Source organism: Caulobacter segnis (assembly GCF_023935105.1).
Lineage (GTDB): Bacteria > Pseudomonadota > Alphaproteobacteria > Caulobacterales > Caulobacteraceae > Caulobacter > Caulobacter segnis_B.
The window spans coordinates 1,961,666-1,986,826 of the sequence record NZ_CP096040.1 but is presented as its reverse complement, the minus strand read 5'-3'; the positions used below and the strand labels follow the sequence as shown (position 1 = coordinate 1,986,826).

At 68.2% G+C, this 25,161-nt stretch carries 27 protein-coding genes; 11 read left to right on the top strand and 16 right to left on the bottom strand.

Annotated elements, in window-relative coordinates; all coding sequences use genetic code 11:
• Window positions 1-28: 28 nt before the first annotated feature.
• From MZV50_RS09695 to serS, 3 genes are read right to left on the bottom strand one after another with little or no spacing between them, the layout of a single operon-like run.
• Window positions 29-697 carry a protein-L-isoaspartate(D-aspartate) O-methyltransferase gene (locus MZV50_RS09695; protein ID WP_252634279.1) on the bottom strand — a complete coding sequence of 223 codons (669 nt, stop codon included), beginning with the start codon at window positions 695-697 and terminating at the stop codon, window positions 29-31.
• Window positions 694-1,488 (bottom strand): 5'/3'-nucleotidase SurE, encoded by a 795-nt coding sequence (surE, locus tag MZV50_RS09690; RefSeq protein WP_252634278.1) that lies wholly within the window; start codon window positions 1,486-1,488, stop codon window positions 694-696. The genes MZV50_RS09695 and surE overlap by 4 nt, the downstream gene beginning before the upstream one ends.
• Window positions 1,485-2,780 carry a serine--tRNA ligase gene (serS, locus tag MZV50_RS09685; protein WP_252634276.1) on the bottom strand — a complete coding sequence of 432 codons (1,296 nt, stop codon included), beginning with the start codon at window positions 2,778-2,780 and terminating at the stop codon, window positions 1,485-1,487. The genes surE and serS overlap by 4 nt, the downstream gene beginning before the upstream one ends.
• 369 nt (window positions 2,781-3,149) lie before the next feature.
• On the opposite strand from serS, the gene MZV50_RS09680 reads away from it, so the two are divergent.
• Window positions 3,150-3,605: a hypothetical protein gene (locus tag MZV50_RS09680; RefSeq protein ID WP_252634274.1), complete on the top strand. Its 456-nt coding sequence runs from the start codon at window positions 3,150-3,152 to the stop codon at window positions 3,603-3,605.
• Between the two features lie 71 nt (window positions 3,606-3,676).
• Here the strand turns inward: MZV50_RS09680 and tatC are convergent, their stop codons facing one another.
• From tatC to tatA, 3 genes are all read right to left on the bottom strand, one after another.
• Window positions 3,677-4,579 (bottom strand): twin-arginine translocase subunit TatC, encoded by a 903-nt coding sequence (tatC, locus tag MZV50_RS09675; protein WP_252634272.1) that lies wholly within the window; start codon window positions 4,577-4,579, stop codon window positions 3,677-3,679.
• On the bottom strand, window positions 4,576-5,175 hold the full coding sequence (gene tatB, locus MZV50_RS09670) for a Sec-independent protein translocase protein TatB (RefSeq protein WP_252634271.1): 600 nt from the start codon (window positions 5,173-5,175) through the stop codon (window positions 4,576-4,578). Before tatB ends, tatC begins: the two co-directional genes overlap by 4 nt.
• Before the next feature lie 87 nt (window positions 5,176-5,262).
• Entirely contained in the window at window positions 5,263-5,487 is a 225-nt protein-coding gene (gene tatA / locus MZV50_RS09665; RefSeq protein ID WP_252634269.1) for a twin-arginine translocase TatA/TatE family subunit, read from the bottom strand.
• 272 nt (window positions 5,488-5,759) lie between these two features.
• On the opposite strand from tatA, the gene MZV50_RS09660 reads away from it, so the two are divergent.
• Window positions 5,760-6,071, top strand: coding sequence for a hypothetical protein (locus MZV50_RS09660; RefSeq protein ID WP_252634267.1), 312 nt, complete (start codon window positions 5,760-5,762; stop codon window positions 6,069-6,071).
• A gap of 21 nt (window positions 6,072-6,092) precedes the next feature.
• Here the strand turns inward: MZV50_RS09660 and scpB are convergent, their stop codons facing one another.
• From scpB to MZV50_RS09635, 5 genes are all read right to left on the bottom strand, one after another.
• Entirely contained in the window at window positions 6,093-6,770 is a 678-nt protein-coding gene (scpB, locus tag MZV50_RS09655; RefSeq protein ID WP_252634266.1) for an SMC-Scp complex subunit ScpB, read from the bottom strand.
• Window positions 6,767-7,591, bottom strand: coding sequence for a segregation and condensation protein A (locus tag MZV50_RS09650; RefSeq protein WP_252634265.1), 825 nt, complete (start codon window positions 7,589-7,591; stop codon window positions 6,767-6,769). Before MZV50_RS09650 ends, scpB begins: the two co-directional genes overlap by 4 nt.
• Complete coding sequence (nagZ, locus tag MZV50_RS09645) at window positions 7,588-8,628, bottom strand: beta-N-acetylhexosaminidase (protein ID WP_252634264.1); 1,041 nt, start codon at window positions 8,626-8,628, stop codon at window positions 7,588-7,590. The genes MZV50_RS09650 and nagZ overlap by 4 nt, the downstream gene beginning before the upstream one ends.
• Complete coding sequence (gene ftsN / locus MZV50_RS09640) at window positions 8,625-9,449, bottom strand: cell division protein FtsN (protein WP_252634262.1); 825 nt, start codon at window positions 9,447-9,449, stop codon at window positions 8,625-8,627. Before ftsN ends, nagZ begins: the two co-directional genes overlap by 4 nt.
• A 146-nt stretch (window positions 9,450-9,595) precedes the next feature.
• Window positions 9,596-10,780: a deoxyguanosinetriphosphate triphosphohydrolase gene (locus tag MZV50_RS09635; protein WP_252634260.1), complete on the bottom strand. Its 1,185-nt coding sequence runs from the start codon at window positions 10,778-10,780 to the stop codon at window positions 9,596-9,598.
• 88 nt (window positions 10,781-10,868) lie between these two features.
• On the opposite strand from MZV50_RS09635, the gene erpA reads away from it, so the two are divergent.
• From erpA to MZV50_RS09610, 5 genes are all read left to right on the top strand, one after another.
• A complete protein-coding gene (erpA, locus tag MZV50_RS09630) occupies window positions 10,869-11,201 on the top strand; it encodes an iron-sulfur cluster insertion protein ErpA (protein WP_252634258.1) in 333 nt (110 codons plus the stop codon).
• 8 nt (window positions 11,202-11,209) lie between these two features.
• Complete coding sequence (locus MZV50_RS09625) at window positions 11,210-11,758, top strand: alpha/beta hydrolase (protein ID WP_252634257.1); 549 nt, start codon at window positions 11,210-11,212, stop codon at window positions 11,756-11,758.
• Window positions 11,759-11,848: 90 nt separating this feature from the next.
• A complete protein-coding gene (gene xth / locus MZV50_RS09620) occupies window positions 11,849-12,637 on the top strand; it encodes an exodeoxyribonuclease III (protein ID WP_252634255.1) in 789 nt (262 codons plus the stop codon).
• Between the two features lie 57 nt (window positions 12,638-12,694).
• Window positions 12,695-13,657, top strand: coding sequence for a hypothetical protein (locus tag MZV50_RS09615; RefSeq protein WP_252634253.1), 963 nt, complete (start codon window positions 12,695-12,697; stop codon window positions 13,655-13,657).
• 206 nt (window positions 13,658-13,863) lie between these two features.
• On the top strand, window positions 13,864-15,738 hold the full coding sequence (locus MZV50_RS09610) for a potassium transporter Kup (RefSeq protein ID WP_252634252.1): 1,875 nt from the start codon (window positions 13,864-13,866) through the stop codon (window positions 15,736-15,738).
• Here the strand turns inward: MZV50_RS09610 and MZV50_RS09605 are convergent.
• Both MZV50_RS09605 and MZV50_RS09600 read right to left on the bottom strand, forming a co-directional pair.
• Window positions 15,728-16,372: a LysE family translocator gene (locus MZV50_RS09605; RefSeq protein WP_252634250.1), complete on the bottom strand. Its 645-nt coding sequence runs from the start codon at window positions 16,370-16,372 to the stop codon at window positions 15,728-15,730. The genes MZV50_RS09610 and MZV50_RS09605 overlap by 11 nt on opposite strands.
• 14 nt (window positions 16,373-16,386) lie before the next feature.
• Complete coding sequence (locus MZV50_RS09600; RefSeq protein WP_252634248.1) at window positions 16,387-17,304, bottom strand: Gfo/Idh/MocA family protein; 918 nt, start codon at window positions 17,302-17,304, stop codon at window positions 16,387-16,389.
• Between the two features lie 114 nt (window positions 17,305-17,418).
• On the opposite strand from MZV50_RS09600, the gene MZV50_RS09595 reads away from it, so the two are divergent.
• The gene (locus MZV50_RS09595; RefSeq protein ID WP_252634246.1) at window positions 17,419-18,444 is read left to right on the top strand and encodes an NADP-dependent oxidoreductase; all 1,026 of its coding nucleotides are present in this window, start codon (window positions 17,419-17,421) and stop codon (window positions 18,442-18,444) included.
• Between the two features lie 6 nt (window positions 18,445-18,450).
• On the opposite strand, the gene MZV50_RS09590 is transcribed toward MZV50_RS09595, so the two are convergent.
• Window positions 18,451-18,798: a copper-binding protein gene (locus tag MZV50_RS09590; protein WP_252634244.1), complete on the bottom strand. Its 348-nt coding sequence runs from the start codon at window positions 18,796-18,798 to the stop codon at window positions 18,451-18,453.
• A 287-nt stretch (window positions 18,799-19,085) separates the two neighbouring features.
• Here MZV50_RS09590 and mdoH point away from each other — a divergent pair, with 287 nt between their 5' ends.
• On the top strand, window positions 19,086-21,077 hold the full coding sequence (mdoH, locus tag MZV50_RS09585; protein ID WP_252634242.1) for a glucans biosynthesis glucosyltransferase MdoH: 1,992 nt from the start codon (window positions 19,086-19,088) through the stop codon (window positions 21,075-21,077).
• An 88-nt stretch (window positions 21,078-21,165) separates the two neighbouring features.
• Window positions 21,166-22,062 carry a cobalamin biosynthesis protein CbiG gene (locus MZV50_RS09580; protein WP_252634241.1) on the top strand — a complete coding sequence of 299 codons (897 nt, stop codon included), beginning with the start codon at window positions 21,166-21,168 and terminating at the stop codon, window positions 22,060-22,062.
• 20 nt (window positions 22,063-22,082) lie between these two features.
• Here the strand turns inward: MZV50_RS09580 and MZV50_RS09575 are convergent, their stop codons facing one another.
• Window positions 22,083-23,471, bottom strand: a complete 1,389-nt coding sequence (locus MZV50_RS09575) for an MATE family efflux transporter (protein ID WP_252634240.1) — start codon at window positions 23,469-23,471, stop codon at window positions 22,083-22,085.
• A 148-nt stretch (window positions 23,472-23,619) separates the two neighbouring features.
• Here MZV50_RS09575 and MZV50_RS09570 point away from each other — a divergent pair, with 148 nt between their 5' ends.
• On the top strand, window positions 23,620-24,624 hold the full coding sequence (locus MZV50_RS09570) for an SDR family oxidoreductase (protein WP_252634238.1): 1,005 nt from the start codon (window positions 23,620-23,622) through the stop codon (window positions 24,622-24,624).
• On the opposite strand, the gene MZV50_RS09565 is transcribed toward MZV50_RS09570, so the two are convergent.
• The gene (locus MZV50_RS09565; protein ID WP_252634236.1) at window positions 24,621-25,124 is read right to left on the bottom strand and encodes a hypothetical protein; all 504 of its coding nucleotides are present in this window, start codon (window positions 25,122-25,124) and stop codon (window positions 24,621-24,623) included. The genes MZV50_RS09570 and MZV50_RS09565 overlap by 4 nt on opposite strands.
• Window positions 25,125-25,161: the final 37 nt, after the last annotated feature.

The following is a 25,161-nucleotide window of genomic DNA, read 5'->3' as shown; positions in this document are numbered from 1 at the left end:
AAGGCCGCGGAAGCCGCGTCCTCCAAACTCACTGGTCCTTGGCGACGCCGGCCAGCAGGGGCACGAAGCGCACGTCGCACAGGATCTCGACCCGGAAGCCCCCCTTGCCGTCGCCCGCGTAGCGGCGAAGGCTCTGTACAGGCCCCTTCCCCACCGGCGCGACCAGCACGCCATTGGGTTTCAGCTGCGAAAGCAGCCGCTTGGGATCATCTTCGGCGGCGGCCGTGACCATAATGCGGTCGAACGGCGCCTGTTCGGCCCAGCCCTCGCCGCCGTCGCCGAACTTGGTGATGACGTTGGTCAGGCCCAGCTTGTGGAAGCGGCCCTCGGCCTCCTTCATCAGCGTCCGGTAGCGCTCGATCGTGTAGACGAGGCGCGAGACCTTGCTGAGGATCGTCGTCTGGTAGCCCGAGCCCGTGCCGATCTCGAGCACGCGCGAGCGCGGCTCGACGGTCAGGGCCTGGGTCATCAGGCCCACGATGTAGGGCTGGCTGATGGTCTGGCCGCAGGCGATCGGCAGGGCCGAATCCTCCCACGAGCGGTCCTTGAACAGGTCGGGCGTGAACAGATCGCGCGGCGTGGTCTCGATGGCCTTCAGCACCTGGAGGTCGGTGACCCCCTGGTCGCGCAGGGCCTGCATCAGGCGCGGCAGGTCGGCCTTGGCGTTCTCGGCGGCCTTGGTCGTCCGTCCGCTCATTCGCCCACCTTCAGCTTCGGCGGCGCGCCGCCCAGGACGCCCTTCAGCGCGTGGACGGTCTCATGGTGCGTCAGGTCGATGTGCAGCGGGGTGACCGAGATGCGGCCTTCGTAGATGGCACGCAGGTCGGTGCCCTCGGCCGGCTGCGAGGCCTTGGCCGAGAAGCCCATCCAGTAGTAGTCGCGGCCGCGCAGGTCGGTGCGCTTTTCCATGTTGCGCAGCAGGCCGTCGCGGAAGCCCTGACGGGTCACCTCGACCGCGCCGACCTCTTCGATCGGCAGCGCCGGGAAGTTGACGTTCATCACCACGTCGGCGGGCCAGCCCACCTCCAACAACCGCTGGACGATCCCCGGACCGAAGTGCTCGGCCGTTTCCCAGTGGGCGACGACCTCCTCGTGGAAGAAGGTCATGGTCTGCGACAGGGCGATCGACGGGATGCCGTGGGCCATGCCCTCGATGGCGCCGGCCACCGTGCCCGACAGGGTGACGTCCTCGGCCAGGTTCTGACCGCGATTGACGCCCGACAGCACCAGATCCGGCGCGGGACCGTCGATCAGCTGCTGCACGGCCATCATCACACAGTCGGTCGGCGTGCCCTCGACGGCGAAGCGGCGGTCATCCAGCTTCCGCACGCGGATCGGGTCCGACAGGGTCAGGGCCCGGCTGGCGCCCGACTGCTCGTATTCCGGCGCGCAGATCCAGACGTCGTCGGTCAGGGCGCGGGCGATCGTCTCCAGGGCCTTCAGGCCCGGCGCGTGGATGCCGTCGTCGTTGGTGAGGAGGATCCTCACGCGGCGCCCCCGATGTGCGTCACGCCGCCCATATAGGGCTGCAGCGCGGCCGGGATGTGGATGCGGCCGGCCTCGTCCTGGTAGTTCTCCAGCACGGCCACCAGGGTGCGGCCGACGGCCAGGCCCGAGCCGTTCAGGGTATGGACGAAGTGGCCGCCCTTCTCGCCGGTCTTACGGTAGCGCGCGTCCATGCGACGGGCCTGGAAGTCGCCGCAGTTGGAGCACGAGCTGACCTCGCGATACATGTTCTGCGACGGCAGCCAGACCTCAAGGTCGTAGGTCTTCCTGGCGCCAAAGCCCATGTCGCCGGTGCACAGCAGCATGGTGCGGAACGGCAGCTCCAGTTTCTTCAGCACCGCCTCCGCGCACTCGACCATGCGCTGGTGCTCGGCTTCCGACTGGTCGGGCGTGGTGATCGAGACCAGCTCGACCTTGTAGAACTGGTGCTGGCGGATCATGCCGCGGGTGTCGCGGCCGGCCGAGCCAGCCTCGGCGCGGAACGACGGCGTCAGGGCCGTCAGGCGCATCGGCAGCTCTTCCTCGGCGACCAGTTGCTCGCGCACGATGTTGGTCAGCGAGACTTCGGCGGTCGGGATCAGCCAGCGGTCGTCATCGGTGTGGAACAGATCCTCGGCGAACTTCGGCAGCTGACCGGTGCCGTAAAGGGCGTCGCTCTTCACCAGCAGCGGCGGGCTGATCTCGGTGTAGCCGTGCTCGACCGTCTGCAGGTCCAGCATGAACTGGCCGATAGCGCGCTCCAGACGGGCGATCTCCTTCTTCAGCACCACGAAGCGCGCGCCGCTCATGCGGGCGGCGGCCTCGAAGTCCATGCCGCCCAGGGCCGCGCCCAGGTCAACGTGGTCCTTAGGCGCGTTCAGCTTGCCGGCCGGCAGGGCCTTGGCGTCGCCCCAGCTGCGCTGCTCGACATTGCCGTGCTCGTCCTCGCCCGCCGGAACCTCGGGGGCCGGAATGTTGGGCAGGCTGGCCAGCAGGTCCTTCAGCTTGCCGCCGACCAGGGCTTCCTCTTCGGCGGCGGTGGCCATGACCCCCTTCAGCGCCTCGACCTCGGCCATCAGGCGCTGAGCCTCGGCCTCGTCCTTCTTGGCCTTGGCCATGCCGATCAGCTTGGAGCTCTCATTGCGCTTGGCCTGGGCCTCCTGCAGGGCCGTCTGGGCCGCGCGCAGTTGGGCGTCCAGCTTGACGGCCTCGGCCGCCGCGCCCGACCGCCCCTTGGCCGACCACTGGCGGTCGAAAGCGTCGGGATTGTCGCGAATGGCCTTGATGTCGTGCATCGAACGCTAGCTCGGGAGAGGTAGGAGAAACGCCCTCTCTAAGGCGCGTCGGCGGGGGCGCCAAGCTTTCCGGACGAGCGCGCGGGCTCTCAACGGCTTCGTGATCCCACACCGGCGGACAGCCGGCAGCGTTCCATTGCTCAAAAACCGGAAAATCCGAATGGTGCGGCCGGATGACGCAGGCTGAAAAGGCGCCTTTTTGCCCGTAAAGCCCCACTTCGACACGAAACACCCAACTCTTAACGGAGATTAGGCGTGCTTCCACACGCGGACTTAATCCCCATCGCCGAAAAGCCGCGCCGAAATTCAGTACGCGTCCTTTTCCAGCGGCCCTCCCCGGCCCTCCCGACATAGACAGGACTACACACCATGAAGATGTTCGCCGCTTTCGCCGCCCTCGCCATCGCCGCCGCCGTCGCCGCTCCGGCCGGCGCCAAGACCGCCGCCGAAGTGCGCGTCTCGATCTCGGGCAAGAACTCGGTCCAGATCGAGAACGAACTGAAGGCGGCCGCCGCCTCGGTCTGCGCCGGCAACGGCGGTCAGGACTGCGTCGACGGCGCCCTGATGAGCGCCCACCGCCAGCTGGCCTCAATCCTGCGCACCCGTGAAGCCGGCAAGACCCCGGCCATCGAAACCGTCTCGGTCGTCCGCATCTCGCTGAAGGGCAAGACCCGCGACCAGATCCACGCCGAGATCCGCACGGCCGCCGCCACGGTCTGCCGCGCCCAGCCGAGCTTCAGCGTCGTCAGCTACCAAGCCTGCGTGATCGATACGGTCCGCGCCGCCAAGGCCCAGCTGCAAGCCCGCGTCGGCGACGCCGCCTAAGTTTCACTCGCGTATTTGAGTGGATTGAAGGGCTCCGCGGCTGAAGCCGCGGGGCCCTTTTCATGTCCGGGTCAAACCGCCACGACGTCCGTGCCGGCGTCCTCGTCCTCTTCCCGCTTGCGGCGGCGTTCGATCAGCCAGACGCACCAGATCGAGATCTCGTAGAGCAGGCACAGAGGCACGGCGAGCGTGATCTGGCTGATGGGATCGGGCGGGGTGACGATGGCGGCCACCACGAAGACGGCGACAATGGCGTAGCGGCGGCCCGCCCGCAGCATCTTGGAATCGACCAGACCCGCGAGCCCGGCCAGGGACAGCACGACCGGGAGCTGAAAGCTGAGACCGAAGGCCAGAAGCAGGGTGGTGACCAGGGTCAGATACTCCGAGACCCGCGTCTGCAGCACGACCTTGACGCCCTCGCCGACGATCTGCTGGCTCAGCGAGAACCACAGCACGAACGGCAGCATCACATAGTAGACCAGCGACGCGCCCATCAGGAACAGCACCGGCGAGGCGATCAGGAACGGCAGGAACGCGTTGCGTTCCTTCTTGTACAGGCCCGGCGCGACGAAGCGGTACAGCTGCCAGGCGATGATCGGGAAGGCCAGGATAATGGCCCCGAACGCGGCCAGCTTGATGTTGGTGAAGAACTGCTCCAGCGGCGCGGTGGCCTGCAGCGTGATCTGGGCCAGCGAGGCGGCCGGGACCTTCTTGATGCCGACCAGGGCCAGCAGCAGGTCGAACGAGCCGTGGTGACCGCCGGCGTCCTGCACGGCCTTCAGCCCCTCGGCCACCGTGAACGGGCGGACCAGGAACAGGAAGATCGGCTTGACGAAGGCGAAGCAGATCCCGAACGCCACGGCGATCGCGGCGACGCAGATGATCAGGCGGGTGCGCAGCTCGATCAGGTGATCTAGCAGGGGCGCGCGCGAGGATTCGATCTCGTCCTCGGTGTCGTAGGCCTTGTCGTTCACGAGACGGTATCCGAAGCGTTCGAGCCGCGGGCCTTGGTCGCTCGCTTACGCGGCGCCGGGGCGGCCGTGGGGGTCTCGACGGTGATGTCCTTCTTAGAGGCCGCCTTCTTGCGCGGGGCCTTGGCCGGCTCGACGATCGACGACTGGGCGGCGGCGGCCTTCTTGCGCGGCGCGCGCTTGGGCTTCTCGACGATTTCCGCGGCCGGCGGCAGGATCGAATTGTCGGCGGTCAGAGACGGATTGTGGATCTCGCCCCCGGCATAGGGGTGCATCTGGGTCGCGCCGCTGGATAGCGAGGCGTCGATGTCGGCGAAGACCTGGTCCACGCCCGCGTCCTTGGCCGCGTCGGCGGCCTCCTGCACGGGATTGGCGAACTGGCCCGAGCGCATGGCCTGGACCTCGCGGCGCAGCTCGTCCAGCTCGGACTGGCGCGCCATTTCGTCGAAGCTGGCTCGGAATTCAGACGCCATGCCGCGCATGCGACCGACGAACTGGCCGAGCTTGCGCAGCAGAACGGGCAGGTCCTTGGGTCCGACCACGATCAGGGCGACAGCGGCGATGACAAGGAGTTCTGTGCCACCGATATCAGGAAGCATGGACGCGCCTTAGAGCGGCCGGCCCGACGGCCCCCGCGTGGTTGGATCGTCGCGCGCGAAGAACCCCTCCCCGCGCGCCTCAAGGTCTTACGACTTGCGAAGCTCTTCGGCTTCCTGCTCGGTGCGCGGCAGCGAGCCCTTGGTCTTGTTGTCAGCGACTTCAGTGCTGACGTCGTCCTTCAGGCCGTCCTTGAACGCCCGGATGCCCTTGGCCGCGTCGCCCATGATGCCCGACAGCTTGCCGCGACCGCCGAACAGCAGCAGCACGACGACCGCGACGATGATCCAGTGGATAGGACCGAAACTTCCCATAACCGAGACTCCTTGCGACAGCGCCAGATAGCCGCTGCGACGCGTCGTTACAACATGTCGGAGAATATAGGCGCTCACGGGGCCGCCGACCATCGTTCGCCCGTGAGACGGGAGGTCGCGTGAGCGGCGGCAAGTTCTGCTCGGTCAAGTTGACCGCCTGGTGGAGCTTTGGCCGATCCCTTTCGGCACAAGCCTTTGAAAAGCCGCGCTTAGCATTGCTGGCGCGCTTCTTGCCAGGATGTCGCACCCTTTGAGTTCGGGAGCGCGTGCGCATGTCGATTTCCGCGATCGGTTCTTCCTCGACCTACAGCCCCTATGCCGGCGTAAGCGCCTCGACGTCCTCGCCGGTCGGCGAGACCTCGGCCAAGGACGAGTTCCTGAAGTTCCAGGCCATGACCCCGGCCCAAAAGATGCGGGCCATGATGCTGGCCAAGCTGGGCGTCACCGAAGAGCAGCTCAAGGCCATGTCGCCCGAGGAGCGCAAGAAGATCGAGGACAAGCTCAAGGACATGGTCAAGCAGCAGGTCCAGAACGACCCGGACAAGAAGGGGCAAAGGGGCCTGGTGGCGGATATCTTGGCTTAGGCCAAAAACCCGTCGAACGGGCTATGGGGTTTCCGCCTTTTCCGGCTCGCCCAGGAAGTCCTGGGCGAATTCCGGCGTTTCGCCATCTTCCAGGTCCAGCGGATCCTCGTCCTCGCTGGCGCGCAGGCCCAGCGGATCGGGCACGTTGAAGCCTGGCGGCAGGTTCATTTCCAGGAGGCCCGCGGCCTTCATCTCGGCGATGCCCGGCAGGTCGCCCAGGTTCGCCAGGCCGTAGTGCTCCAGGAAGGCGTCGGTGGTGCCGAACGTCACTGGCCGGCCCGGTGTGCGACGGCGGCCACGCATGCGGATCAAGCCCAGCTCCAGCAGCACGTCGATCGTGCCCCGGCTGGCCTGGACGCCCCGCACGGCCTCGATCTCGGCCCGCGTCACCGGCTGGTGGTAGGCGACGATGGCCAGGGTCTCCTGGGCCGCCTTGGACAAGCGCCGCGGCTCCTCGCGCTCTTCCGTCATCAGGAACGACAGGTCGTTGGCGGTCTGGAACCGCCAGCGCCCGGCCACCTCGACCAGTTCGATCCCTCGGCCCTCGTAGCGGGCGCGCAACGCCGCGAGCCCGGCGGCGATGTCCGCCCCTTCGGGCAGGCGCTTGGCCAGATCGACGTCGCTGAGCGGCTCGGCCGCCGCGAACAGCAGGGCCTCGATGCAGCGCTCGACGAAGAGGGGCTCGAGTTCGACGGTCATTCGGTGACCTCTAGAGGCTCCGCCCGGGTCCGCAAGTAGATGTCCTGGAAGTGCTCCATCTGGCGCGCCTCCAGGATGCCTTCCTTCACGAGCTCCAGCGAGGCCGACAGGGTCGAGGCCAGGTACGAGGCCGGCGTCGGGCCATCTTCCTCCTCCAGCGCCCGCTCGATCGGGGCGATGGTCGACAGGACCGTCCAGTCCTCCATCTTCGGCAGCAGACTGCGCAACCGATCGCGGGCGTCCTCCAGCGGATAGGCGGTCGGCGGACGTGGGGCGTAGTGACGGCTGTGCTCGCGCTTGCGCTGCTCGATATAGGCGCTCATCAGACCGTAGAGATCGCCTTCCAGCCGTGTGGAAGAGACGATCTTCACCGCCTCGGGGTCGCCGCGCATGAAGACGTCGCGACCCAGGATCGGACGGTCCTTCAGGGCCTCGACGGCCTTGCGCATGACGTCCAGCTTGGCCAGGCGGAAGGCCAGCTGGGCGGCCATCTCCTCGGCCGGCGGCTCCTCGGCCTTGGCGCGCTCGGGCTTGGGCAGCAGCAGGCGCGACTTCAGATAGGCCAGCCAGGCGGCCATCACCAGATAGTCGGCCGCCAGGGCGAAGCGCACGCGACGGGCCTGCTGCACGAAGGCCAGATACTGCTCGGCCAGGCGGGTGATCGACAGCTGCAGCAGGTCGACCTTTTGACTGCGCGCGAGCGCCAAAAGGACGTGCAATGGGCCTTCATAGCCGTCGATATCGATGACCAGCGCGGCGCCGTCCTCGGCCGCCTCGTTGGCGGCCTCGAAGTCGAAGGTGGGCTGGAAGCCCGTGCTCACGCAAACTTTCCGTCGAACGCCGCGTCGAAGCGGGCGCGGGCCTCCGCCACGTCGAAGGGCTCGGGAACCTTGACCAAACGCCCCATCACGGCCTGAGCGCGGCGGCGAGCTTCCTTGCCCATCTTGCCGACGCCCGACATCACGGCCTTCATCTCGGCCATGTCGCCGTTGCAGTGCAGGACGACGTCGCAGCCGGCCGACAAGCTGTCCTTGGCGCGCTGCTTGAAGTCGCCGCTCAGCGCCTTCATCGACAGGTCGTCGCTCATCAGCAGGCCGTCGAAGCCGATCGACTCGCGAATGACCTTCTTGATGGCCTTCTTGGAGGTCGTGGCCGGGTTCTTGCTGTCGATGGCCGTGTAGACGACGTGGGCCGTCATCGCCATCGGCATGTCCGACAGCACCCGGAATGGCGCGAAGTCGCGAGCGTCCAGTTCGGTCAGCTTGGCCTTCACGACCGGCAGCTCCAGATGGCTGTCGCTCAGGGCGCGGCCGTGGCCGGGGATGTGCTTGATGATCGGCAGTACCCCGCCGGCCAGCAGCCCCTCGGCGGCCGCGCGACCCAGGGTCGCCACCTGCTCGGGCGTGTCGCAATAGGCGCGGTCGCCGATGATCTCGTGCCCCTTGGGGTCCGGCACGTCAAGCACCGGCACGCAGTCGACATTGATGCCCAGCGACGTCAGATCATGCGCGATCAGGCGCGCGCCCAGACGGGTGATCTCGCGCGCCGTCAGCGGGTCGTTGGCCACCAGCGCGCCATAGGCGCGGCCCGGCGGATAGGTGCGCCAGTGCGGCGGCTGCAGGCGGGCGACGCGGCCGCCCTCCTGGTCGATCAGGATCGGCGCATCGGCGCGCCCGACCGTCTCGCGTAAGGCGGCGGTCAGGGCCCGGACCTGGTTGGGGTCGGCGATGTTGCGCTTGAAGAGGATGAAGCCCCAGGGCTTCACGTCCTTGAAGAACGCGACCTCCTCGGCCGTCAGCGTGGTCCCGGAGCAGCCGAGGATGGCGGCGGAAGAGGCGGCGCCCATCAAGAGGCTCATTTGACGAAGCAGGACTTGCCCGAGGCCGAGATGGCCTCGCAGAAGGCCTTGGCCGCTTCACGCGAGGCGAAGCCCGTCACCGAGGTGCGGTAGAGGGTCGTGCCGTTCTTGTCGATCGCCTCGACCTTCTTGCCCTTGCCGGCGGCCAGGCCGGGCGCCAGGCGCGTGGCGTCGGTCCAGGCCTTGTCGGCCAGGGCCGGCGACGACAGCGCGCCGATCTGCACCGAGGCGGGGCCCGTGGTGCTCGCGACGGGCTTGGTCGCGACAGGCGCGGGCGTCGGGGTGGGCTTGGCGGCGGCCACCTGGACCGGCTTGGGCTGGGCGGCGACCGGCTTCTGGTTGGCGGCGGTGGCCAGGGACTCGATGGTCGGCGCCGGCTTAGCGGCTGGAGTCGCCGGCTGCGTCGCCGTCGGCGCGGGTTGCGCGGCCGGCAGGGTCGCGGTCTGGACCGGCGCCGTGGGCAGCGGAACCGCCGGACGGGCCTGCGGCTGTTCGGGCGGCGCGGCGAAGGTGGCCGACGGCTGCGCCTCGTCGTTGTGATAGATCTGCAGGCCCGCGGCAGGATCCTGCGGCTGGCTGCCGGCCGGTGGCGGAGTCTTCATCTGGGCGACCTCGGTCCCCACCGCCTGCGGCGGCTCGTTCGGACCCCGAACGCCGCCGCGATAGATCATCACCACGGCGACGACAAGCGTCACCAGCACCACCGCGCTGATGATCAAGGTCATGGGCAGCGGGCGCGCGCCCCGCACGGGCTGACGCGCGTCGAAGGACAGCGGCGCGTCGGTGGGCGGCGTATAGGCCCCGCGGTGCGGATCGGACATCTCAGGCAGGCTCCAGATACTCTTAAAACCCCGAACAGGGGGCGCACGGATCGAACGATCGAATCAGACGCGCGCGCCTTGAGGTTACCCAACGGCGGCCCGTCCCAGAAGCGTCAGCCCCGCACGGGAGACCAGAGCCCTAAGGCCTAGTTCCAGACGTCGAGGTGGAACAGCTTGCGGTGCTCTTCTATCGCGAAGCGGTCGGTCATGCCCGCGATATAGTCACACACCACGCGGGCCCGGCCGGCTTCGTCGCGGTTCTGCGACTTGTTGAACCAGACGGTCGGCAGGACCTCCGGCTCCCTCAGGAATAGCGCGAACATTTCGCCCAGAATACGGCGCGCCTGGCTGCGGGTGCGATTGACCTTCCAGTGGCGGTACATCCGCTCGTAGAGGAAGCCGCGCAGGCGGGCCAGGTCCTCGGCCATGTCCGGCGAGAAGGCGACCAGCGCGTGGTCCAGGCCGCGGACGTCATCCGCCGACGACACGCCGGTGGCGGCGGCGCGCTGCAGGGTCTCGCCCATCACGTCGTCGACCATCGCCCCGATCATGCGGCGCACGGCTTCCAGGTGGGTCAGGCGCGGGTCGAGATCGGGCCGCTCGCTCTTCACGGCCGCCAGGATCGGGCCGATCAACGGCACGTCCATCAACTCGTCCAGGGTGAACAGGCCGGCGGTGACGCCGTCGTCGACGTCGTGGTTGTTGTAGGCGATGTCGTCGGCCAGGGCCGCGACCTGGGCCTCGGCCGAGGCCCAGGTGTCCAGGCCCAGCTTGTACTCGTCGTCGTACTTCTGGATCGCCTTCCAGGAGGGCTTGCCCAGCTTGTTGGTCACCGGACCGTTGTGCTTGATGATCCCTTCCAGGGTCTCCCAGGTCAGGTTCAGGCCCAGGAAGTCCGGATAGCGGTGCTCCAGCTCAGTCACCACGCGGAAGGTCTGCACATTGTGGTCGAAGCCGCCGTACGGCTTCATCTGGATCTCCAGCTCGTCCTCGCCGGCATGGCCGAACGGCGGGTGGCCCAGGTCGTGGCCCAGAGCAATGGTCTCGGCCAGGTCGGCGTCCAGCCCCAGGGCCGTGGCCAGCGAGCGGGCCACCTGCGCCACCTCGAGCGAGTGGGTCAGGCGAGTGCGGAAGTTGTCGCCCTCGTGCGCCACGAAGACCTGGGTCTTCTCCTTCAGCCGACGAAAGGCCGAGGTGTGGATGATGCGGTCGCGATCCCGCGCGAACGGCGTCCGGGTCCGGCTCTCTTCTTCCTTGAAACGGCGCCCCTTGGACTTGAACGGATCTTCGGCGTAGGGCGCGCGAGGAACGAAGTACGGGGTGGAGGACATGAACCGCCTTTATCGCTTTGGACGATTTGGCCCCTTCCGAAGAGGCCGCGACACCCTCATATAGTCCGAAGGTGACTTTTCCACAGCCATGACCCAAACAGACTTAACGCTTTCCGAAAACGCCGCCCGTCGGATCAAGGCCATCGCCAGCAGCGAGGGCAGACCGCTGATGCTGCGCGTCGCTGTCGACGGCGGCGGTTGCTCCGGCTTCCAGTACCGCTTCGACTTGGTCGACACCGTCGAGGACGACGACCTGAAGGTCGAGCGCGACGACGCCGTGGCCCTGGTCGACGTCGTCTCCCTGGCCCTGCTGAAGGGTTCGGAGATCGACTTCGTCGACGAGTTGGCCGGCGCGGAGTTCCGGGTGCGCAATCCGAACGCCAAGTCCAGCTGCGGCTGCGGGGTCAGCTTCTCGATCTAGGATCGTCCATGGCGCGCCAGCTTCTGTTCGTCCAAGGCGCTGGCGCTGGCGCGTACGACGATTGGGACAGCAAGCTGGTCAGTAGCCTGGCCCGCAAGCTCGGCCCCATTGTGGAAATCCGTTATCCACGGATGCCGGACGAGGCGGACCCTCGGTTCTCGGTGTGGAGCTCCGCGCTCACACAAGAGATCGACAAGCTGAGCGAGGGCGCGATGCTCGTCGGTCACTCGATCGGCGGGACGGTGCTCATTCATCACCTCGCCCGAATGCCGCCGAAAATTGAATTGGCGGGCGTCTTTCTGATCGCCGCGCCGTTCATCGGAAACGGCGGGTGGCCAAGCGACGAGATCTCCTCCACGTCTGACCTCGGCGCCAAGCTTCCGCGAATTCCCATTCATCTGTACCAGGGCGATGCGGATGACACCGTCCCGCCGCACCATGCGGATCTTTACGCGGCGGCGATTCCGGCGGCGATCCTCCACCGGTTGGAGCGGCGAGACCACCAGCTGAACGATGACATGTCCGAAGTCGCCGCCGACATCCTCGCGCTGCTTTGAGATCCACGGATCGATCGGCGGAGGTGTGGGTTCCAGGCTTGCCCCACTAGAGCCCGCCTCCTAGCTTCCGGGCTCACTTCGGAGCCGTCGATGCGCATCGCCACCTGGAACGTCAATTCGGTTAATGCCCGCCTGGAGAATGTCCTGGCCTGGTTCGAGGCCGAAGCGCCCGACGTCGCGGTGCTGCAGGAGATCAAGTGCGTCGACGAGAAGTTCCCGGCCGAGGCCTTCGAGCGGCTCGGCTATAACGTCGTCGTCCACGGCCAGAAGACCTACAACGGCGTGGCCCTGCTCTCGAAGTTTCCGGTCGAGGATGTCCGCAAGGGCCTGCCCTTCCTGTCCGAGGACGAGGTCGACGAGCAGTCGCGCTATGTCGAGGCGGTGATCGGCGCGCCGGTCCCGTTCCGGGTGGTCGGTATCTACCTGCCCAATGGCAATCCGATCGGCACCGAGAAGTTCGACTACAAGCTGGCGTGGATGCGCCGTCTGCACGCCCACGCCCAGGCCCTGCTGGCCTTCGAGGAACCGCTGGTCATCCTGGGCGACTACAACGTCATTCCCGAGGCGCAGGACGTGGCCAATCCCGAGGCCTGGCTGGGCGACGCCCTGTTCCAGCCGGAGAGCCGTGCCGCGTTCCGGGCCCTCAAGAACCTGGGCTTGACCGACGGCTACATGCAGGTCGACGGCGCGCCGGGCGGCTACACCTTCTGGGACTACCAGGCCGGCGCCTGGCAGCGGAATCTCGGGATTCGCATCGACCACCTGCTGCTGTCGTCGCAAGCCGCCGATCGCCTGACCGACGTCGTCATCCACCGTGACGAGCGCGACAAGGAAAAGCCCTCGGACCATGTTCCGGTCGTCGGCCACTTCAGGGTCTAGACCCCCAAAGACGCCCCCTGTCCGGGAATCAGGACTCTCGCTAGCCTGCCCTCCACTATGAGCGAACTCGCGCGTCTTTTGCTGTTCGTGGCCATCGCCGGCTCGGCGGTGACGTTCCTGGGCAGCCTGGCCATCTGGTATGGCGACGAGGACCGGCGCATCCGCCGGGCCCTGCGCAACGTCCTGAAGGGCGAGCCCGAAGGGGTGGTCGTGGCGCGTGGTCGCGGCCGCGGGGCCGGCTTCTCGTTCGCCACCAACCTGATGGCCGTGGCCTGGGACCGGGGCGGCTGGTGTCTGGTCTATCGCCTGGACGAACTGATGGGCGCCGAGCTGCTGATCGACGGCCAGGTGATGGGCCGGGTGTTCCGGGGCGAGGGCCGCCGGGCCATAGACCACGTGTCGCCTCAGGCCGAGACCGTCACCCTGCGGCTGGTGTTCGACGATCCGCGCCACCCCGACTTCGCGCTCGAGCTTTGGGTCCCGGGCGACGAGCTGCGCCGCGAGAGCCGCTCGCCGGCCGAACTGGTGCAGGAAGCCAACCGCTGGCTGGCCCGCTGCGAGGCCATCGTCCGCCGCCCTCTGCCCCCTCGCCCCGCGCCCGCCGCACAGCCCGCCGCCGCGCCGGTCGCGCCACGTCCGGCCGCCGCCGCGCCCGCGCCGCTTTCCAAGCCGTTCGATGACGAGATGGACGATGACGCGACGGACGATGACGACGTCCGGCCGCCACCTCCCCTGCCCGACACCCCGCCGCCGCTGGCACGCCGCTCGTCGTTTGACGATGTTCCACTGGCCGCCGCCCAGCCGATCTCGCGCCCGACCGCGCCCCCTCCGGCCACGGCCGCCCCCCAGCCGCCCGCTCGTGAGGCCGAGCTGGACATGTTCGGCGATCCGCCCTGGGACGACGAGGACATCGCGCCCACCCCGCCGCCGGAACCGGAACCGAGCTACAAGCCGGTCTCGAAGGCCCGCCGCGAAACCGCCAGTGATCAGGACGAACTGCCGTTCGACCTGGACGACTAAGCGCCGGGATCACGCTTTCGAGAATTTCGCCTTTTCGATTGCTGCAACGCAAACGCGGGCGTAAAGCGCCGCCAGCCGGACCAGAGCCGGCGCTTTGGAGCCTCGAGCTTTAGATGGCGGGTAAAGAACCCCTCGCCGCGTCCGACTCTGTCACCCCCACAATCGAAGCCTCACATCACGGTCACGCGGCGGCGCGTTTCTGGCCGTTGGCGCTGGGCAGCGTGGGCGTGGTGTTCGGCGACATCGGCACCAGCCCCCTCTACGCCTTCCGCGACGCGCTGGCCGAGGCCGCCCGCGATGGCCTGGTCCGTCCCGAGATCATGGGCGTGTTGTCCCTGGCCCTGTGGGCGCTGATCCTGGTCGTGACGGTCAAATACGTCCTGTTCCTGATGCGCGCCTCCAACAAGGGCGAAGGCGGGGTGCTATCGCTGATGGCCCTGGCCCAGCAGGGCGCGGCGGGCCGCACCGGCCTGATCTTCGCCCTCGGCGCCATCGGCGCGGCCCTGTTCTACGGCGACGGCGTCATCACCCCTGCGGTGTCGGTGCTGTCGGCGGTCGAGGGCCTGAAGTCGGTCAAGGGCTTCGAGCACTGGTTCGGCACGCAGGAAGTCATCGTCGTCAGCCTGGTGATCCTGACCGCCCTGTTCAGCTTCCAGGCCAAGGGCACGGCCAAGGTGGCCGGCATCTTCGGCCCGATCATGGTCTGCTGGTTCCTGTGCCTGGGCGCTCTGGGCGTCTGGCATATCAAGGACGACCCCAGCGTGCTGGGCGCGCTCTCGCCGACCTACGCCATCTATTTCCTGGCCCACCACGGCCTGACAGGCTTCCTGGTCATGGGCGCGGTGTTCTTGACCGTGACCGGGGCCGAGGCCCTGACCGCCGACATGGGCCACTTCGGGCGTGGCCCGATCCAGCTGTCGTGGTTCGGTCTGGCCCTGCCGATGCTGGCCCTGAACTATTTCGGCCAGGCCGCCCTGGCCTCTAAGGCCCTGACCGCCGCCGAGGCCGCGGGGACCGCCCTGCCCAACGCCGACTGGTTTTTCCTGATGGCCCCGCACCAGTGGCGGCTGGCCCTCGTCCTGTTCTCGGGCGTCGCCACCGTTATCGCCAGCCAGGCGGTGATCACCGGGGCCTTCTCCCTGACCCAGCAAGCCATCCAGTTGGGCCTGCTGCCCCGCATGGACATCAAGATCACCTCTAAGACCGAGGCCGGCCAGATCTATGTCGCCCCGATCAACTGGCTGCTGTTCGTCGGCGTCGTGCTGGTGGTGCTGTCGTTCCGCTCGTCCTCGGCCCTGGCTCACGCCTACGGGATCTCGGTGACCGGCACGATGGTCGTGACCACCATGCTGGCCTACATCGTCGTGCGCCACGTCTGGAAATGGCGCCTGGCCACCGCCCTGGCGCTGATCGTGCCCCTCCTGCTCCTGGACCTGACCTTCTTCAGCGCCAACCTGCTGAAGGTGCTGACCGGCGGCTGGGCCCCGCTGGCCCTGGGCGCGGGCCTGTGCCTGCTGATGTCGATCTTCGTCACCGCCACCGAACGCCTGCGCGCCAAGCTCAGCAAGGACGGCCTGCCGTTCAGCGATTTCCGCGAGATGATCCTGCGTCGCTCGACGACCTCGACGCCGGGCACCGCCGTGTTTCTGACCTCGGACCCGGACACCACCCCGCCGGCCCTGATGCACAGCCTCAAGCACTTCAAGGTGCTGCACGAGCGCAACGTGCTGCTGACCATCGTCAACGAGACTCGCCCCTACGTACCCGAGGCCGAGCGGATCGAGACCAAAGCCCTCGACGACCGCTGGTGGCTGATCTCGCTGCGCTACGGTTACATGGAGAGCCCGAACATCCCGCAGGCCCTGGCCGCCTGCCGCAAGCAGGGCCTGAAGTTCGACATCATGAGCACGTCGTTCTTCGTCAGCCGCCGCACGATCGTGCCGTCGACGGCCAGCGACGCCCTGCCCAGTTGGAAGCGCAAGCTGTTCACCTTCCTGACCCGCAACGCCGCCGACCCGACCACCTTCTTCCACCTGCCGCCCGGGCGGGTGGTCGAGCTGGGGACCCAGGTCAGCCTCTGAGGCGGGTCTCGAAAGCGATCCAGACGGCGGTGGCCAGCAGGGCGACCGCGAAGATCCGCCGCGCCCGGACGCCGTCGCCCAGGGCGGCGATCCGCCGGGCCAGGCCGTCGGACGACAGCACGATGCCGCCGTGTACGGCGACGCTGACCAGGATGTGGATGCCGCCCAGGATCAGGGCCTGGGTCGTGGGCGAGGCGTGCCCCGGCTGCACGAACCCCGGCAGCAAGGTCACGTAGAACAGCGCCGCCTTCGGGTTCAGGAGGTTGGCCAACAGTCCCTTGCGGAACAGGGTCCAGTCCGTGACGCGGCCGGGCGCCGTCTCGGCGCGCTCGCCGCCGCGCCAGGCGTCCAGCGCCAGCCACGCGATATAGGCCACGCCGGCCCAGCGCAGCAGTTCGTACAGCGGACGATGCGCGCCCAGGACCTGGGTCACCCCCGCCACCGAGGCCAGCATGTAGACCAGCAGGCCACAGGTGATCCCGGCCACGGTGACCAGGCCCGCGCGGCGACCCTCGACGGCCGAGAGCCCGGCCAGGTAGCCCATGTTGGGACCCGGCGTCAGCTCGATCAGGACCACCGCCGCCAGGAACGGCGCGATCGCTCCGGGATCGACGGGCCAGGCCTCGTGCGGCATCGGCGCTCCGTTCGCTAACCTTCCGCCGCCTGCTCGACGGCCAGGGCCAGGTCCAGCGCCCGCGCCGCCTCTTCGCCGGTCACCACGGGCCGAGGAGCCTCGCCGCGAACGGCCTTGAGGAAGCCGGCCACCGAAAGGCCCAGCGGGTCCTTGCCGGCCGGGGTCTCGGTGAAGTTCTCGATCAGCGGGAACGGGGTGGTATTGCGGAAGGTGCGGGCCAGGAAGTCGATCTCGACCTCGCCCGAGGGATAGACGACCTTCATCGTCCGCTCGCGGGCTTCGGCCACGCGGGAGCTGTCGAAGACGGCCGTGAAGCCGTTGTCGAAGGTGGCCTCGGCCTTGACCCAATCGAGCGAGGTCGAGCGGGTGATCGCCCCCTCGCCTTCCACCGCGATCGGCTGGCCGTCGCAGAGCGCCAGAGCCAGGTCGATGTCGTGGATCATCAGGTCCAGCACCACCGAGACGTCGAGGTTGCGGTCGGACGGCGTGCCGCGACGGACCGCCTCGAGGCGCAGCGGCTGCTCGGGGATGTCCAGCAGGCCCATGGCCTGGAACACCACGCGCTCCTGGTGGCCGCAAGCCAGCGGCACCCCGGCCTTGGCCGCCGCGGCGACCATCCGGTCGGCGTCCTCGGGCGATACGGCCAGAGGCTTTTCCGAATAGACCGGCTTGCCCGCCTTCAGCGCCGCCAGGGCGGGCGCGGCGTGATGGACGGCCGGCGCGGCGACGGTGACCACGTCGACGGCGGCCAGGAAGGCGTCGATGCCGTCGAAGGCCTGGGCGCCCAGCGGACCCGCCAGCGCCTCGGCGCGCGCGAGGTCGACGTCGTAGACGCCAACCAGGGTCACCCCTTTCAGCTCGACGTACTTCTTGGCGTGATAGCCGCCGAACACACCGGCGCCGACGACGCCTGCCTTCAAGTCCTGGATCATCCCGACTGTCTACCGCGCTTCGCTAGCGCATAGAAGGACTAGAGCCTTCCGTAAGGGCGCGCTAAACATCCGTTTAAATTTGCAACGCTTGGCGCAGCCAAGGGGAGGAACATCATGACCACGTCGCGCGAAATCCGCCTGAAGAGCCGTCCCGTGGGCCTGCCCAAGGCCTCCGACTTCGAACTGGCGACCGTCGAGCTGCCGGCGCCGGGCGACGGCGAGGTGCAGGTGAAGAACCTCTGGATGTCGGTCGATCCGTACATGCGCGGCCGCATGTACGACCGTCCCAGCTATGTGCCGCCGTTCCAGATCGGCCAGGCCCTGCAGGGCGGCGCGATTGGCGAGATCACCGCTTCCAACGACCCCGACTTCAAGCCGGGCGACGTCGTCAGCTCGATGTTCGGCTGGCGCGAGGGCTTCAACGCCAATCCCAAGGCGCTGGCCGCCGCCGGCATGGGCGCCATCACCAAGATCGACACCCAGGGCGTCCCGCCCCAGGCCTTCCTGGGCGTGGCCGGCATGCCGGGCATGACGGCCTATGCGGGCTTGCTACGCGTGGCGGCGCTGAAGGACGGCGATGTGGTCTTCGTCTCGGCCGCCGCCGGCGCGGTGGGCTCGGTCGTCTGCCAGATCGCCAAGCTGAAGGGCCATACCGTGATCGGCTCGGCCGGCGGCCCGGAGAAGGTGGCGTTCCTGAAGTCGATCGGCGTCGACCACGTGATCGACTACAAGGCCACGCCCGACGTCGTCGCCGAACTGGCCAAGGTCGCCCCCAAGGGCATCGACGTCTATTTCGAGAACGTCGGCGGCGTGCACCTGGAGGCAGCCCTGAACTCGGCCCGCCCGTTCGCCCGCTTCGCCCTATGCGGGATGATCTCGCAATACAATGAGACCGGTAAGCCCGAGGGCCCGCCGAACATCATCCTGGCCGTGGGCAAGAGCCTGCGCCTGGAGGGCTTCATCGTCTCGAACCACTACGACCTCTACCCGCAGTTCGCCAAGGACATGGGCGAGTGGATCAAGGCCGGGAAGATCAAGTGGAACGAGACCGTCGAGGAAGGCGTCGAGCGCGCTCCAGACGCGTTCCTCAAGCTGTTCTCTGGCGAGAACCTCGGGAAGATGCTGGTGAAGCTGGCCTAGAGGCTATCAGTCGCGGGGTTCGAGCTTCGAAACCTCGAGCCCCGTCGGCGTCTTCTTGAACTGGAACTTCACCCGCGCGCCCGGCGTGATCGGCGCCTCGGCGATCACATCCGCATAGACCTTGAACTGGTCGCGTCCCGGCTTGAGGCCCGCAGTGCTCGCGCCGTCGTGATCGAGCGTGAGAATCTGGCCATCGAGGCTCGAAATCACCCCCTGGGCGTCATAGGCCGGCAGCGATTCCGTCGACGGCATGGCCTGAACGGCGGCCGGATGTGACGGAGCTTCCTGTGAAGCTTTTCCGCACGCGGCGAGGCCCAGGATAGTGATCGCGGCGACAAAATATCGAAAATTCATAGCTTTACAAAAATTCCCCAGACGAGCGAGCGCCGCTCGCGCGACGCGTTTCCCATAATTTTTCTCGCAACTGCGAAATCGATGTGATTTCCGGTAGCGAATTTGTGATCGAAGTTTTACTCTAAGAAACGACCGGCGGCTCTCCACGCCGGTTTTCGACCGTCACGGAGCCGTCACACACCCCATCGCCTTCCCCTAGCGGAGGCGCGGCGGGGCGGAAAGAGGCTCTCGGCGTCGAAACGCGCGGAGAGAGCCCGGCTCGCCGGAAAAGTCCGAGATCTGACGATATGAGCGATCGCTCCGCCCTCTTCGACGTGCGCTCCTCCACGAGCGTGACCCTCGATCAGGTCGTTCGCCGCGAGACCGTCGAAATCCCGGCCGAAGCGCCGCTGGCCATGCCGGTCCAGCCCCTGGGCTTCTGGCAGGGCGGCTCGCGCCGCGCCGCCGCCGTGGTCGCCGACATGACCTTCCGCCGCTGGGTCGTGGCCCTGGCGACGATCGTCATGGGTTTCGCCGGCTGGAAGGCCACCTTCGACACCGTGGCCCTGGGCGGCGTCACGCACCTGGAAGGCGTGGTCCTGACCCTGCTGGCCCCGCTGTTCCTGGCGCTGTCGCTGTGGTTCTGCACGGCCGTGGCCGGCTTCGTCATCCTGCTGGGCAAGCCCAAGGATCCGCTGGGCATCGACGGCGAGGCCCCGATGCCCAAGCTGCACACCCGCACCGCCATCCTGATGCCGGTGCACAACGAGGACGCCGCCGGCGTCTTCGCCCGCCTGCGCGCCATGGACGCCTCGATCGCCGAGACAGGCATGAGCCGCCACTTCGACATCTTCGTGCTCAGCGACACCCGTGACGCCCAGGTGGCCCTGGCCGAGCAGGCCTGCTTCGCCCGCTTCCGCCGCGAGGCCCACAGCAACGTCTTCTACCGCGTCCGCAAGGAAAACACGGGCCGCAAGGCCGGCAATGTCGCCGACTGGGTGCGCCGCTGGGGTAGCGCCTACGAGCACATGCTGGTGCTGGACGCCGACAGCCTGATGACCGGCGAGGCCATGGTCCGTCTGGCCGACGCCATGGAGCGTCACCCGGGCGCCGGCCTGATCCAGACCATGCCGATGATCATCAACGCCCAGACGATCTTCGCCCGCACCCTGCAGTTCGCTACGCGCCTGTACGGCCGCGTCGCCTGGACGGGCCTGGCCTGGTGGTCGGGCTCGGAGAGCTCGTTCTGGGGCCACAACGCCATCGTCCGCACCCGCGCCTTCGCCGAGACCTGCGGCCTGCCGCACCTGGCTGGCCCCAAGCCGTTCGGCGGCGAGGTCATGAGCCACGACGCCCTGGAAAGCGCCCTGCTGCGCCGCGGCGGCTGGAGCGTCCACCTGGCGCCCTATCTGGAAGGCTCGTACGAGGAGAGCCCCTCGAACCTGCTGGACTTCGCCACCCGTGACCGCCGCTGGTGCCGGGGCAACGTCCAGCACGTGCCGCTGGTCACCCTGCCCGGCCTGCACTGGATGAGCCGCCTGCACCTGGTGATCGGCGTGCTGAGCTATGCCCTGTCGCCGCTGTGGTTCATCGCCCTGAGCGCCGGCATCACCTCGCGCGCCCTGATGCCCGAGCTGAAGAAGGCGGCCTTCACCATGGCCGACCTGCAGGCCGCCGCCCACGCGCTGATCGACTGGCGCGAGATCCAGGCCACCGCCTGGGCCATGATCATCACCTTCGTGCTGCTGTTCGGCCCCAAGATCCTGGGCTCGATCCTGGTCCTGTCGCGCAAGAGCGAGATCAAGGGCTTCGGCGGCAAGCGCCGCGTGGCCGCCGGCCTGGCCGTCGAGATGCTGTTCTCGGCCCTGGTCGCCCCGATGCTGATGTTCACCCAGACCCGCGCCATCGTCGAGATCCTGGCCGGCAAGGTCGGCGGCTGGGCCACCCAGCGCCGCGACGCCGACAAGGTCGCCTTCAAGGAGGCCTGCGCCGCCATGGGCTGGATCAGCGCCACGGGCCTGGTGCTGGGCGGCGTCTTCTGGTTCACGCCGGACCTGTTCACCTCGACCGCCCCCATCCTGATGGGCCTCGTTTTGGCCGTGCCGCTGACCATGCTGGGCGCCCACAAGGTCGCCGGCCTGAAGCTGAAGACCAACGGCCTGTTCATGACCCCGGAAGAGCGCCGCCCGCCCGCCATCGTCCGCGCGGCCCTGGGCCCGGCCTGCGAGCCGCCGATCCGCTGGTTCGCCCGCGAAGGCCGCCCGATCGGCCCGGCCAAGGAAGTGCGCGACGCCGCCTGATATCGGGCGTCAAGCGCTTTCCTAGGCTCGCCTTGAGGCTGTCGACGGGGTAGAAGCGCGGCTTCCTTCCCTCACGGAGCCGCGGGCCGTGTCGCGTCTGTTCAGCGCCTATGTGATCGTCGACTGGAGCGCGGCCGCCAAGCCGACGACGGGCGCGGATTCCATCTGGATCGGCGTCCTCAAGCGCGACGTGCGCTTTCGCTTGACGTTCGAGAGCTACAATCCGGCCACCCGCACCGAGGCCGAGACCCGGCTGGCGGCCATCCTCGACGACCTGAAGAAGCGCGGTGAGCGGGCCCTTGTCGGCTTCGACTTCCCGCTGGGCTTCCCGCGTGGGCTCTCGCAGGCGCTTGCCCTGCCGGGAGACACCCGCTGGCGCGCGGTCTGGGACCAGCTGGCCAAGATGGTCAAGGACAAGGCCGACAACACCAACAACCGCTTCGGCGTCGGGTCGGAGATCAACCGCCGCCTGACCGGCGGCCCCTTCCCGTTCTGGGGCTGCCCGCCGAAGGACGCCCTGACCACGCTGCAGCCCAAGCGCCCGCGCGAGCACGGTCCCGACGATCTGCCGGAGTTTCGCCATGCCGACGAGGCCGCGAAAGGCGCGCACTCGATCTGGAAGCTCTATTACAACGGCTCGGTCGGCGGTCAGGCGATCGTCGGCATCCCGGCCGTGCGCCGCCTGAAAGACGCGCGCGGCGAGGCTGTTCGCGTTTGGCCGTTCGAGACCGGCTTCAAGGCCCTCACCGACGCCGACCTCGACGGCGTCGCCGTGGTGGTGGCCGAGGTCTATCCGTCGCTGATCAAGGCCGTTCCGGCGGCGAGCGAGGTCAAGGACCTGGCCCAGGTGCGCGGCCTGGCCGAACACTTCGCCAAGCTGGACGAGGCCGGCAAGCTGGGCGCGATCTTCGCCGCGCCGAAGGGGCTGGCCGACGACGCCCTGGCCGCGGCCGAGACCGAGGAAGGCTGGATCCTGGGGGCGTAGATCCGCCGTCGGGGACGGCGCTACCGAGCGTTCCTCCGGTCCCGCCAGTCCAGCATCCGGAATCGCGTCAGCAGGAACGCCGCCGCCAGAAAGCTGGTGACGATAATCGACACCAGCACCCCGTTCAGGCCCATGCCGCGCGGGATGGCCAGCCACCAGGCCAGCGGCCCCATCACCAGGGCGTAGCTGATCAGGTGGGTGATCGTCGGGATCCACACCTCGCCCCGCGCCCGCAGCGCCTGGGCCGCCACGACCTGCACCGCGTCTGGCGCGAAGAACAGGCAACTCAGCGCCATGGCCGGCAGGATCAGGGTCAGGGCCGCCGGGTCGGTGGTGTAGGCCAGGGCCACCCAATGCTTGGTCGGATAGAGCAGCAGGCCAAACAGCGTCCCGACCACCGCGATCACGGCGAAGGCGATCCAGCCGGCCCGCTTCATGCCCTCGGGGTCGCGCGCGCCATAGGCTCGGCCCACCAGCACGGCGGTCGCCGTCGCCACGCCCAGGGGGACCATGAAGACGATCGCCGAGACGTTCAGCACCACCGCGTAGGCGGCCACGGCCAACCCGCCGATCCAGCCGCAGATCAGGTTCATGCCGGCGAAGGCCGAGACCTCGAAGAAGTTCGACGCGCCGGCCCCATAGCCGATCTTGCGCTGCTCGGCCTCGGCCGGTCGGTCGCGGGCCGGCTTGTCGAAGACGCCCAGCTCACGCGCCTCCTTCATCCTGGCCACGTAGACGGCCAAGGCCGCCGCCAGGGCCAGCCGCGCCACGAAGGTCGACCAGGCGCCGCCCGTCGCTCCCATCGCCGGCAGGCCGAAGGTCCCCGGCACGAACAGCAGGTTGGCGCCCAGGTTGACGATGTTGGCCAGCCACATGAACACCGCGCCAGGCCCCGGCCGGCCCAGGCCCTCCAGCCAGAAGGTCAGCGCCACCGACACCGAATAGATCGGCAGCGACAGCGAGAAGACGATCAGCGGCAGGGTCGCGCCGTCGGCCAGGCCGTCCTTCAGGCCCATGCTGTGCAGGAACAGCGGCCCGAACAGCGCCAGCAGCGCCATAGACCCCAGGCCCAGCCATAGGCCGTAGCTCAGCCCCCGCCGCAACACCGCGCCGGTCTCGTGGCGCTTGCCCGCCCCGATCGCGCGGGCGGTCATCACCTGCACCCCGACCAGGAGGCCGACGTTCATGGTGATGAAGATCGAGGACGGTGCCCAGGCCATGGCGTGGAAACCCAGCTGGCGGGCCGAGAAGTGGCCGACGACGATGGCGTCGGTCAGGCCCATGACCATGATGCCCAGGCGCGACAGCACCACCGGCCCCGCCAGGCGGAGCAGATCGATGAGGTCGCTCAGAATAGGGCCGCGCGGCTGCTCCGGGGGGAACGCCGTCCCGGCCGCGTCGCGCGGCATGGTCGTCACCCCAGGGTCAAAAAGGAGGGAGTGAAAGAAGGCGCGCAAAGTGGCGCATGCCCGTTTTCCGGGCAACCCGCATTTGGTGACGGTTGGAACATCGCGCCGGCCCAGTGGTTTTCCGGGCTCAGTTTCTCAGGAGCGCGCCATGGCCGAGACCCAGACCCCCGAGTTCGAGACCACCGCCGACCGCGCCGCCCAGGCCGAGCGCGACATCCAGGCCCCACTGGACGCCAAGGAGGCGCGCTCGTTCGAGCCCAAGGGGAAGAAGGACCAGGCGATGCAGGCCGGCGCCCGACGCTACCCTGCCCCGCCCTTCCCCGAGCAGCACCAGGCCAAGCCAGGCGAGGAGTGGAAGCTGGATCCGGCCCCGATGTACGACGCCCCGTTCTACAAGGGCTCGGGCAAGCTGGAGGGCAAGGTCGCCCTGATCACGGGGGCCGATAGCGGCATCGGCCGCGCCGTGGCGGTGCTGTTCGCCCGCGAGGGCGCGGACGTGGCCATCGCCTATTTGTCCGAGGATCGCGACGCCGAGGAAACCCGCCTGGCGGTGGAGCTGGAGGGCCGCCGCGCCATCCTGCTGCCTGGCGACGTCGCCGACCCGGCCTACGCCAAGGCGGCGGTCGAGAAGACCGTGGCCGAGCTGGGCCATCTGGACATCCTGGTCAACAACGCGGCTTTCCAGGAGCACGTCACCGACTTCGAGGACCTGACCGAAGAGCATTTCGACCGCACCCTGCGGACCAACCTCTATGGCTATTTCCACATGGCCAAGGCGGCGGTGAAGCACCTGCCCAACGGCGGTTCGATCATCAACACCGGCTCGGTCACCGGCCTGCTGGGCAACAAGGACCTGCTCGACTACTCGATGACCAAGGGCGGCATTCACGCCTTCACCCGGTCGCTGGCCACCCATCTGATCGACAAGGGCATCCGCGTGAACGCCGTGGCGCCGGGCCCGGTCTGGACCCCGCTGAACCCCGCCGACAAGCTGGGACCGCAGGTGGCGGAATTCGGGGCCAAGACCCCGATGAAGCGGGCGGCGCAACCCGAGGAGATCGCGCCGGCCTACGTGTTCCTGGCCTCACCACAGACGTCGAGCTACATCACCGGCGAGATCCTGCCGATCATCGGCGGGTATTCGGGCGGTTAGTGCGGCCAGACCTCGGCCGGCACCTTGGCCTGGCCGTTCTTGAGGCTGACTTCCATCGAAGGCTCGTCAGGCTTGCCGGCCGCGAACAGCTCGTAGATCACCATGCCGTCGGCCTGCTTGCTCTCGATCACGCGGACAGGCTTGATCGCCTTGCCCGAGGCGGCGGCCGTGTCACGCACCAGCTTGGGCGCGGTCGACCAGGCGATGTCGCGCTGGGTCTCGACGATCTCCCAGCGGCCGTTCCTTTCCAGAAGATCGAACTCGATCTCCGAACCGTCCGGCATCACGCCCTCGACGTCGTAGTAGCGGCGGTCGGCGCGCTCCTTCAGTTCGGCTTCCTTGATGGTCATTCGCGGCGCGGCGGCCTTGACCACCGACACCACGGCGGCGGGAATGTCCTTGACGGCCACGTCGGTGACCTTGGTCTTCGGGCCGTCGGCCAGGGCCGGCAGCGGCGCCAGGGCCAGGGCGGCGAGGGTCAGCACGAGGGAGCGGTTCATGAGCTTCTCCTTGGAGGTGGTGAGGATGAGCCCTTCT

What these genes read in the sequence shown, in the direction of transcription:
- MZV50_RS09605 (WP_252634250.1), bottom strand. Translation starts at nt 16,372, where the DNA reads ATGCCGCACGAGGCCTGGCCCGTCGATCCCGGAGCGATCGCGCCGTTC.
- MZV50_RS09590 (WP_252634244.1), bottom strand. Translation starts at nt 18,798, where the DNA reads ATGAATTTTCGATATTTTGTCGCCGCGATCACTATCCTGGGCCTCGCC.
- xth (WP_252634255.1), top strand. Translation starts at nt 11,849, where the DNA reads ATGCGCATCGCCACCTGGAACGTCAATTCGGTTAATGCCCGCCTGGAG.
- nagZ (WP_252634264.1), bottom strand. Translation starts at nt 8,628, where the DNA reads ATGAGCCTCTTGATGGGCGCCGCCTCTTCCGCCGCCATCCTCGGCTGC.
- MZV50_RS09680 (WP_252634274.1), top strand. Translation starts at nt 3,150, where the DNA reads ATGAAGATGTTCGCCGCTTTCGCCGCCCTCGCCATCGCCGCCGCCGTC.
- MZV50_RS09600 (WP_252634248.1), bottom strand. Translation starts at nt 17,304, where the DNA reads ATGATCCAGGACTTGAAGGCAGGCGTCGTCGGCGCCGGTGTGTTCGGC.
- MZV50_RS09570 (WP_252634238.1), top strand. Translation starts at nt 23,620, where the DNA reads ATGGCCGAGACCCAGACCCCCGAGTTCGAGACCACCGCCGACCGCGCC.
- MZV50_RS09660 (WP_252634267.1), top strand. Translation starts at nt 5,760, where the DNA reads ATGTCGATTTCCGCGATCGGTTCTTCCTCGACCTACAGCCCCTATGCC.
- mdoH (WP_252634242.1), top strand. Translation starts at nt 19,086, where the DNA reads ATGAGCGATCGCTCCGCCCTCTTCGACGTGCGCTCCTCCACGAGCGTG.
- MZV50_RS09595 (WP_252634246.1), top strand. Translation starts at nt 17,419, where the DNA reads ATGACCACGTCGCGCGAAATCCGCCTGAAGAGCCGTCCCGTGGGCCTG.
- serS (WP_252634276.1), bottom strand. Translation starts at nt 2,780, where the DNA reads ATGCACGACATCAAGGCCATTCGCGACAATCCCGACGCTTTCGACCGC.
- tatB (WP_252634271.1), bottom strand. Translation starts at nt 5,175, where the DNA reads ATGCTTCCTGATATCGGTGGCACAGAACTCCTTGTCATCGCCGCTGTC.
- tatA (WP_252634269.1), bottom strand. Translation starts at nt 5,487, where the DNA reads ATGGGAAGTTTCGGTCCTATCCACTGGATCATCGTCGCGGTCGTCGTG.
- MZV50_RS09565 (WP_252634236.1), bottom strand. Translation starts at nt 25,124, where the DNA reads ATGAACCGCTCCCTCGTGCTGACCCTCGCCGCCCTGGCCCTGGCGCCG.
- MZV50_RS09615 (WP_252634253.1), top strand. Translation starts at nt 12,695, where the DNA reads ATGAGCGAACTCGCGCGTCTTTTGCTGTTCGTGGCCATCGCCGGCTCG.
- MZV50_RS09635 (WP_252634260.1), bottom strand. Translation starts at nt 10,780, where the DNA reads ATGTCCTCCACCCCGTACTTCGTTCCTCGCGCGCCCTACGCCGAAGAT.
- MZV50_RS09625 (WP_252634257.1), top strand. Translation starts at nt 11,210, where the DNA reads ATGGCGCGCCAGCTTCTGTTCGTCCAAGGCGCTGGCGCTGGCGCGTAC.
- erpA (WP_252634258.1), top strand. Translation starts at nt 10,869, where the DNA reads ATGACCCAAACAGACTTAACGCTTTCCGAAAACGCCGCCCGTCGGATC.
- ftsN (WP_252634262.1), bottom strand. Translation starts at nt 9,449, where the DNA reads ATGTCCGATCCGCACCGCGGGGCCTATACGCCGCCCACCGACGCGCCG.
- MZV50_RS09695 (WP_252634279.1), bottom strand. Translation starts at nt 697, where the DNA reads ATGAGCGGACGGACGACCAAGGCCGCCGAGAACGCCAAGGCCGACCTG.
- MZV50_RS09575 (WP_252634240.1), bottom strand. Translation starts at nt 23,471, where the DNA reads ATGCCGCGCGACGCGGCCGGGACGGCGTTCCCCCCGGAGCAGCCGCGC.
- scpB (WP_252634266.1), bottom strand. Translation starts at nt 6,770, where the DNA reads ATGACCGTCGAACTCGAGCCCCTCTTCGTCGAGCGCTGCATCGAGGCC.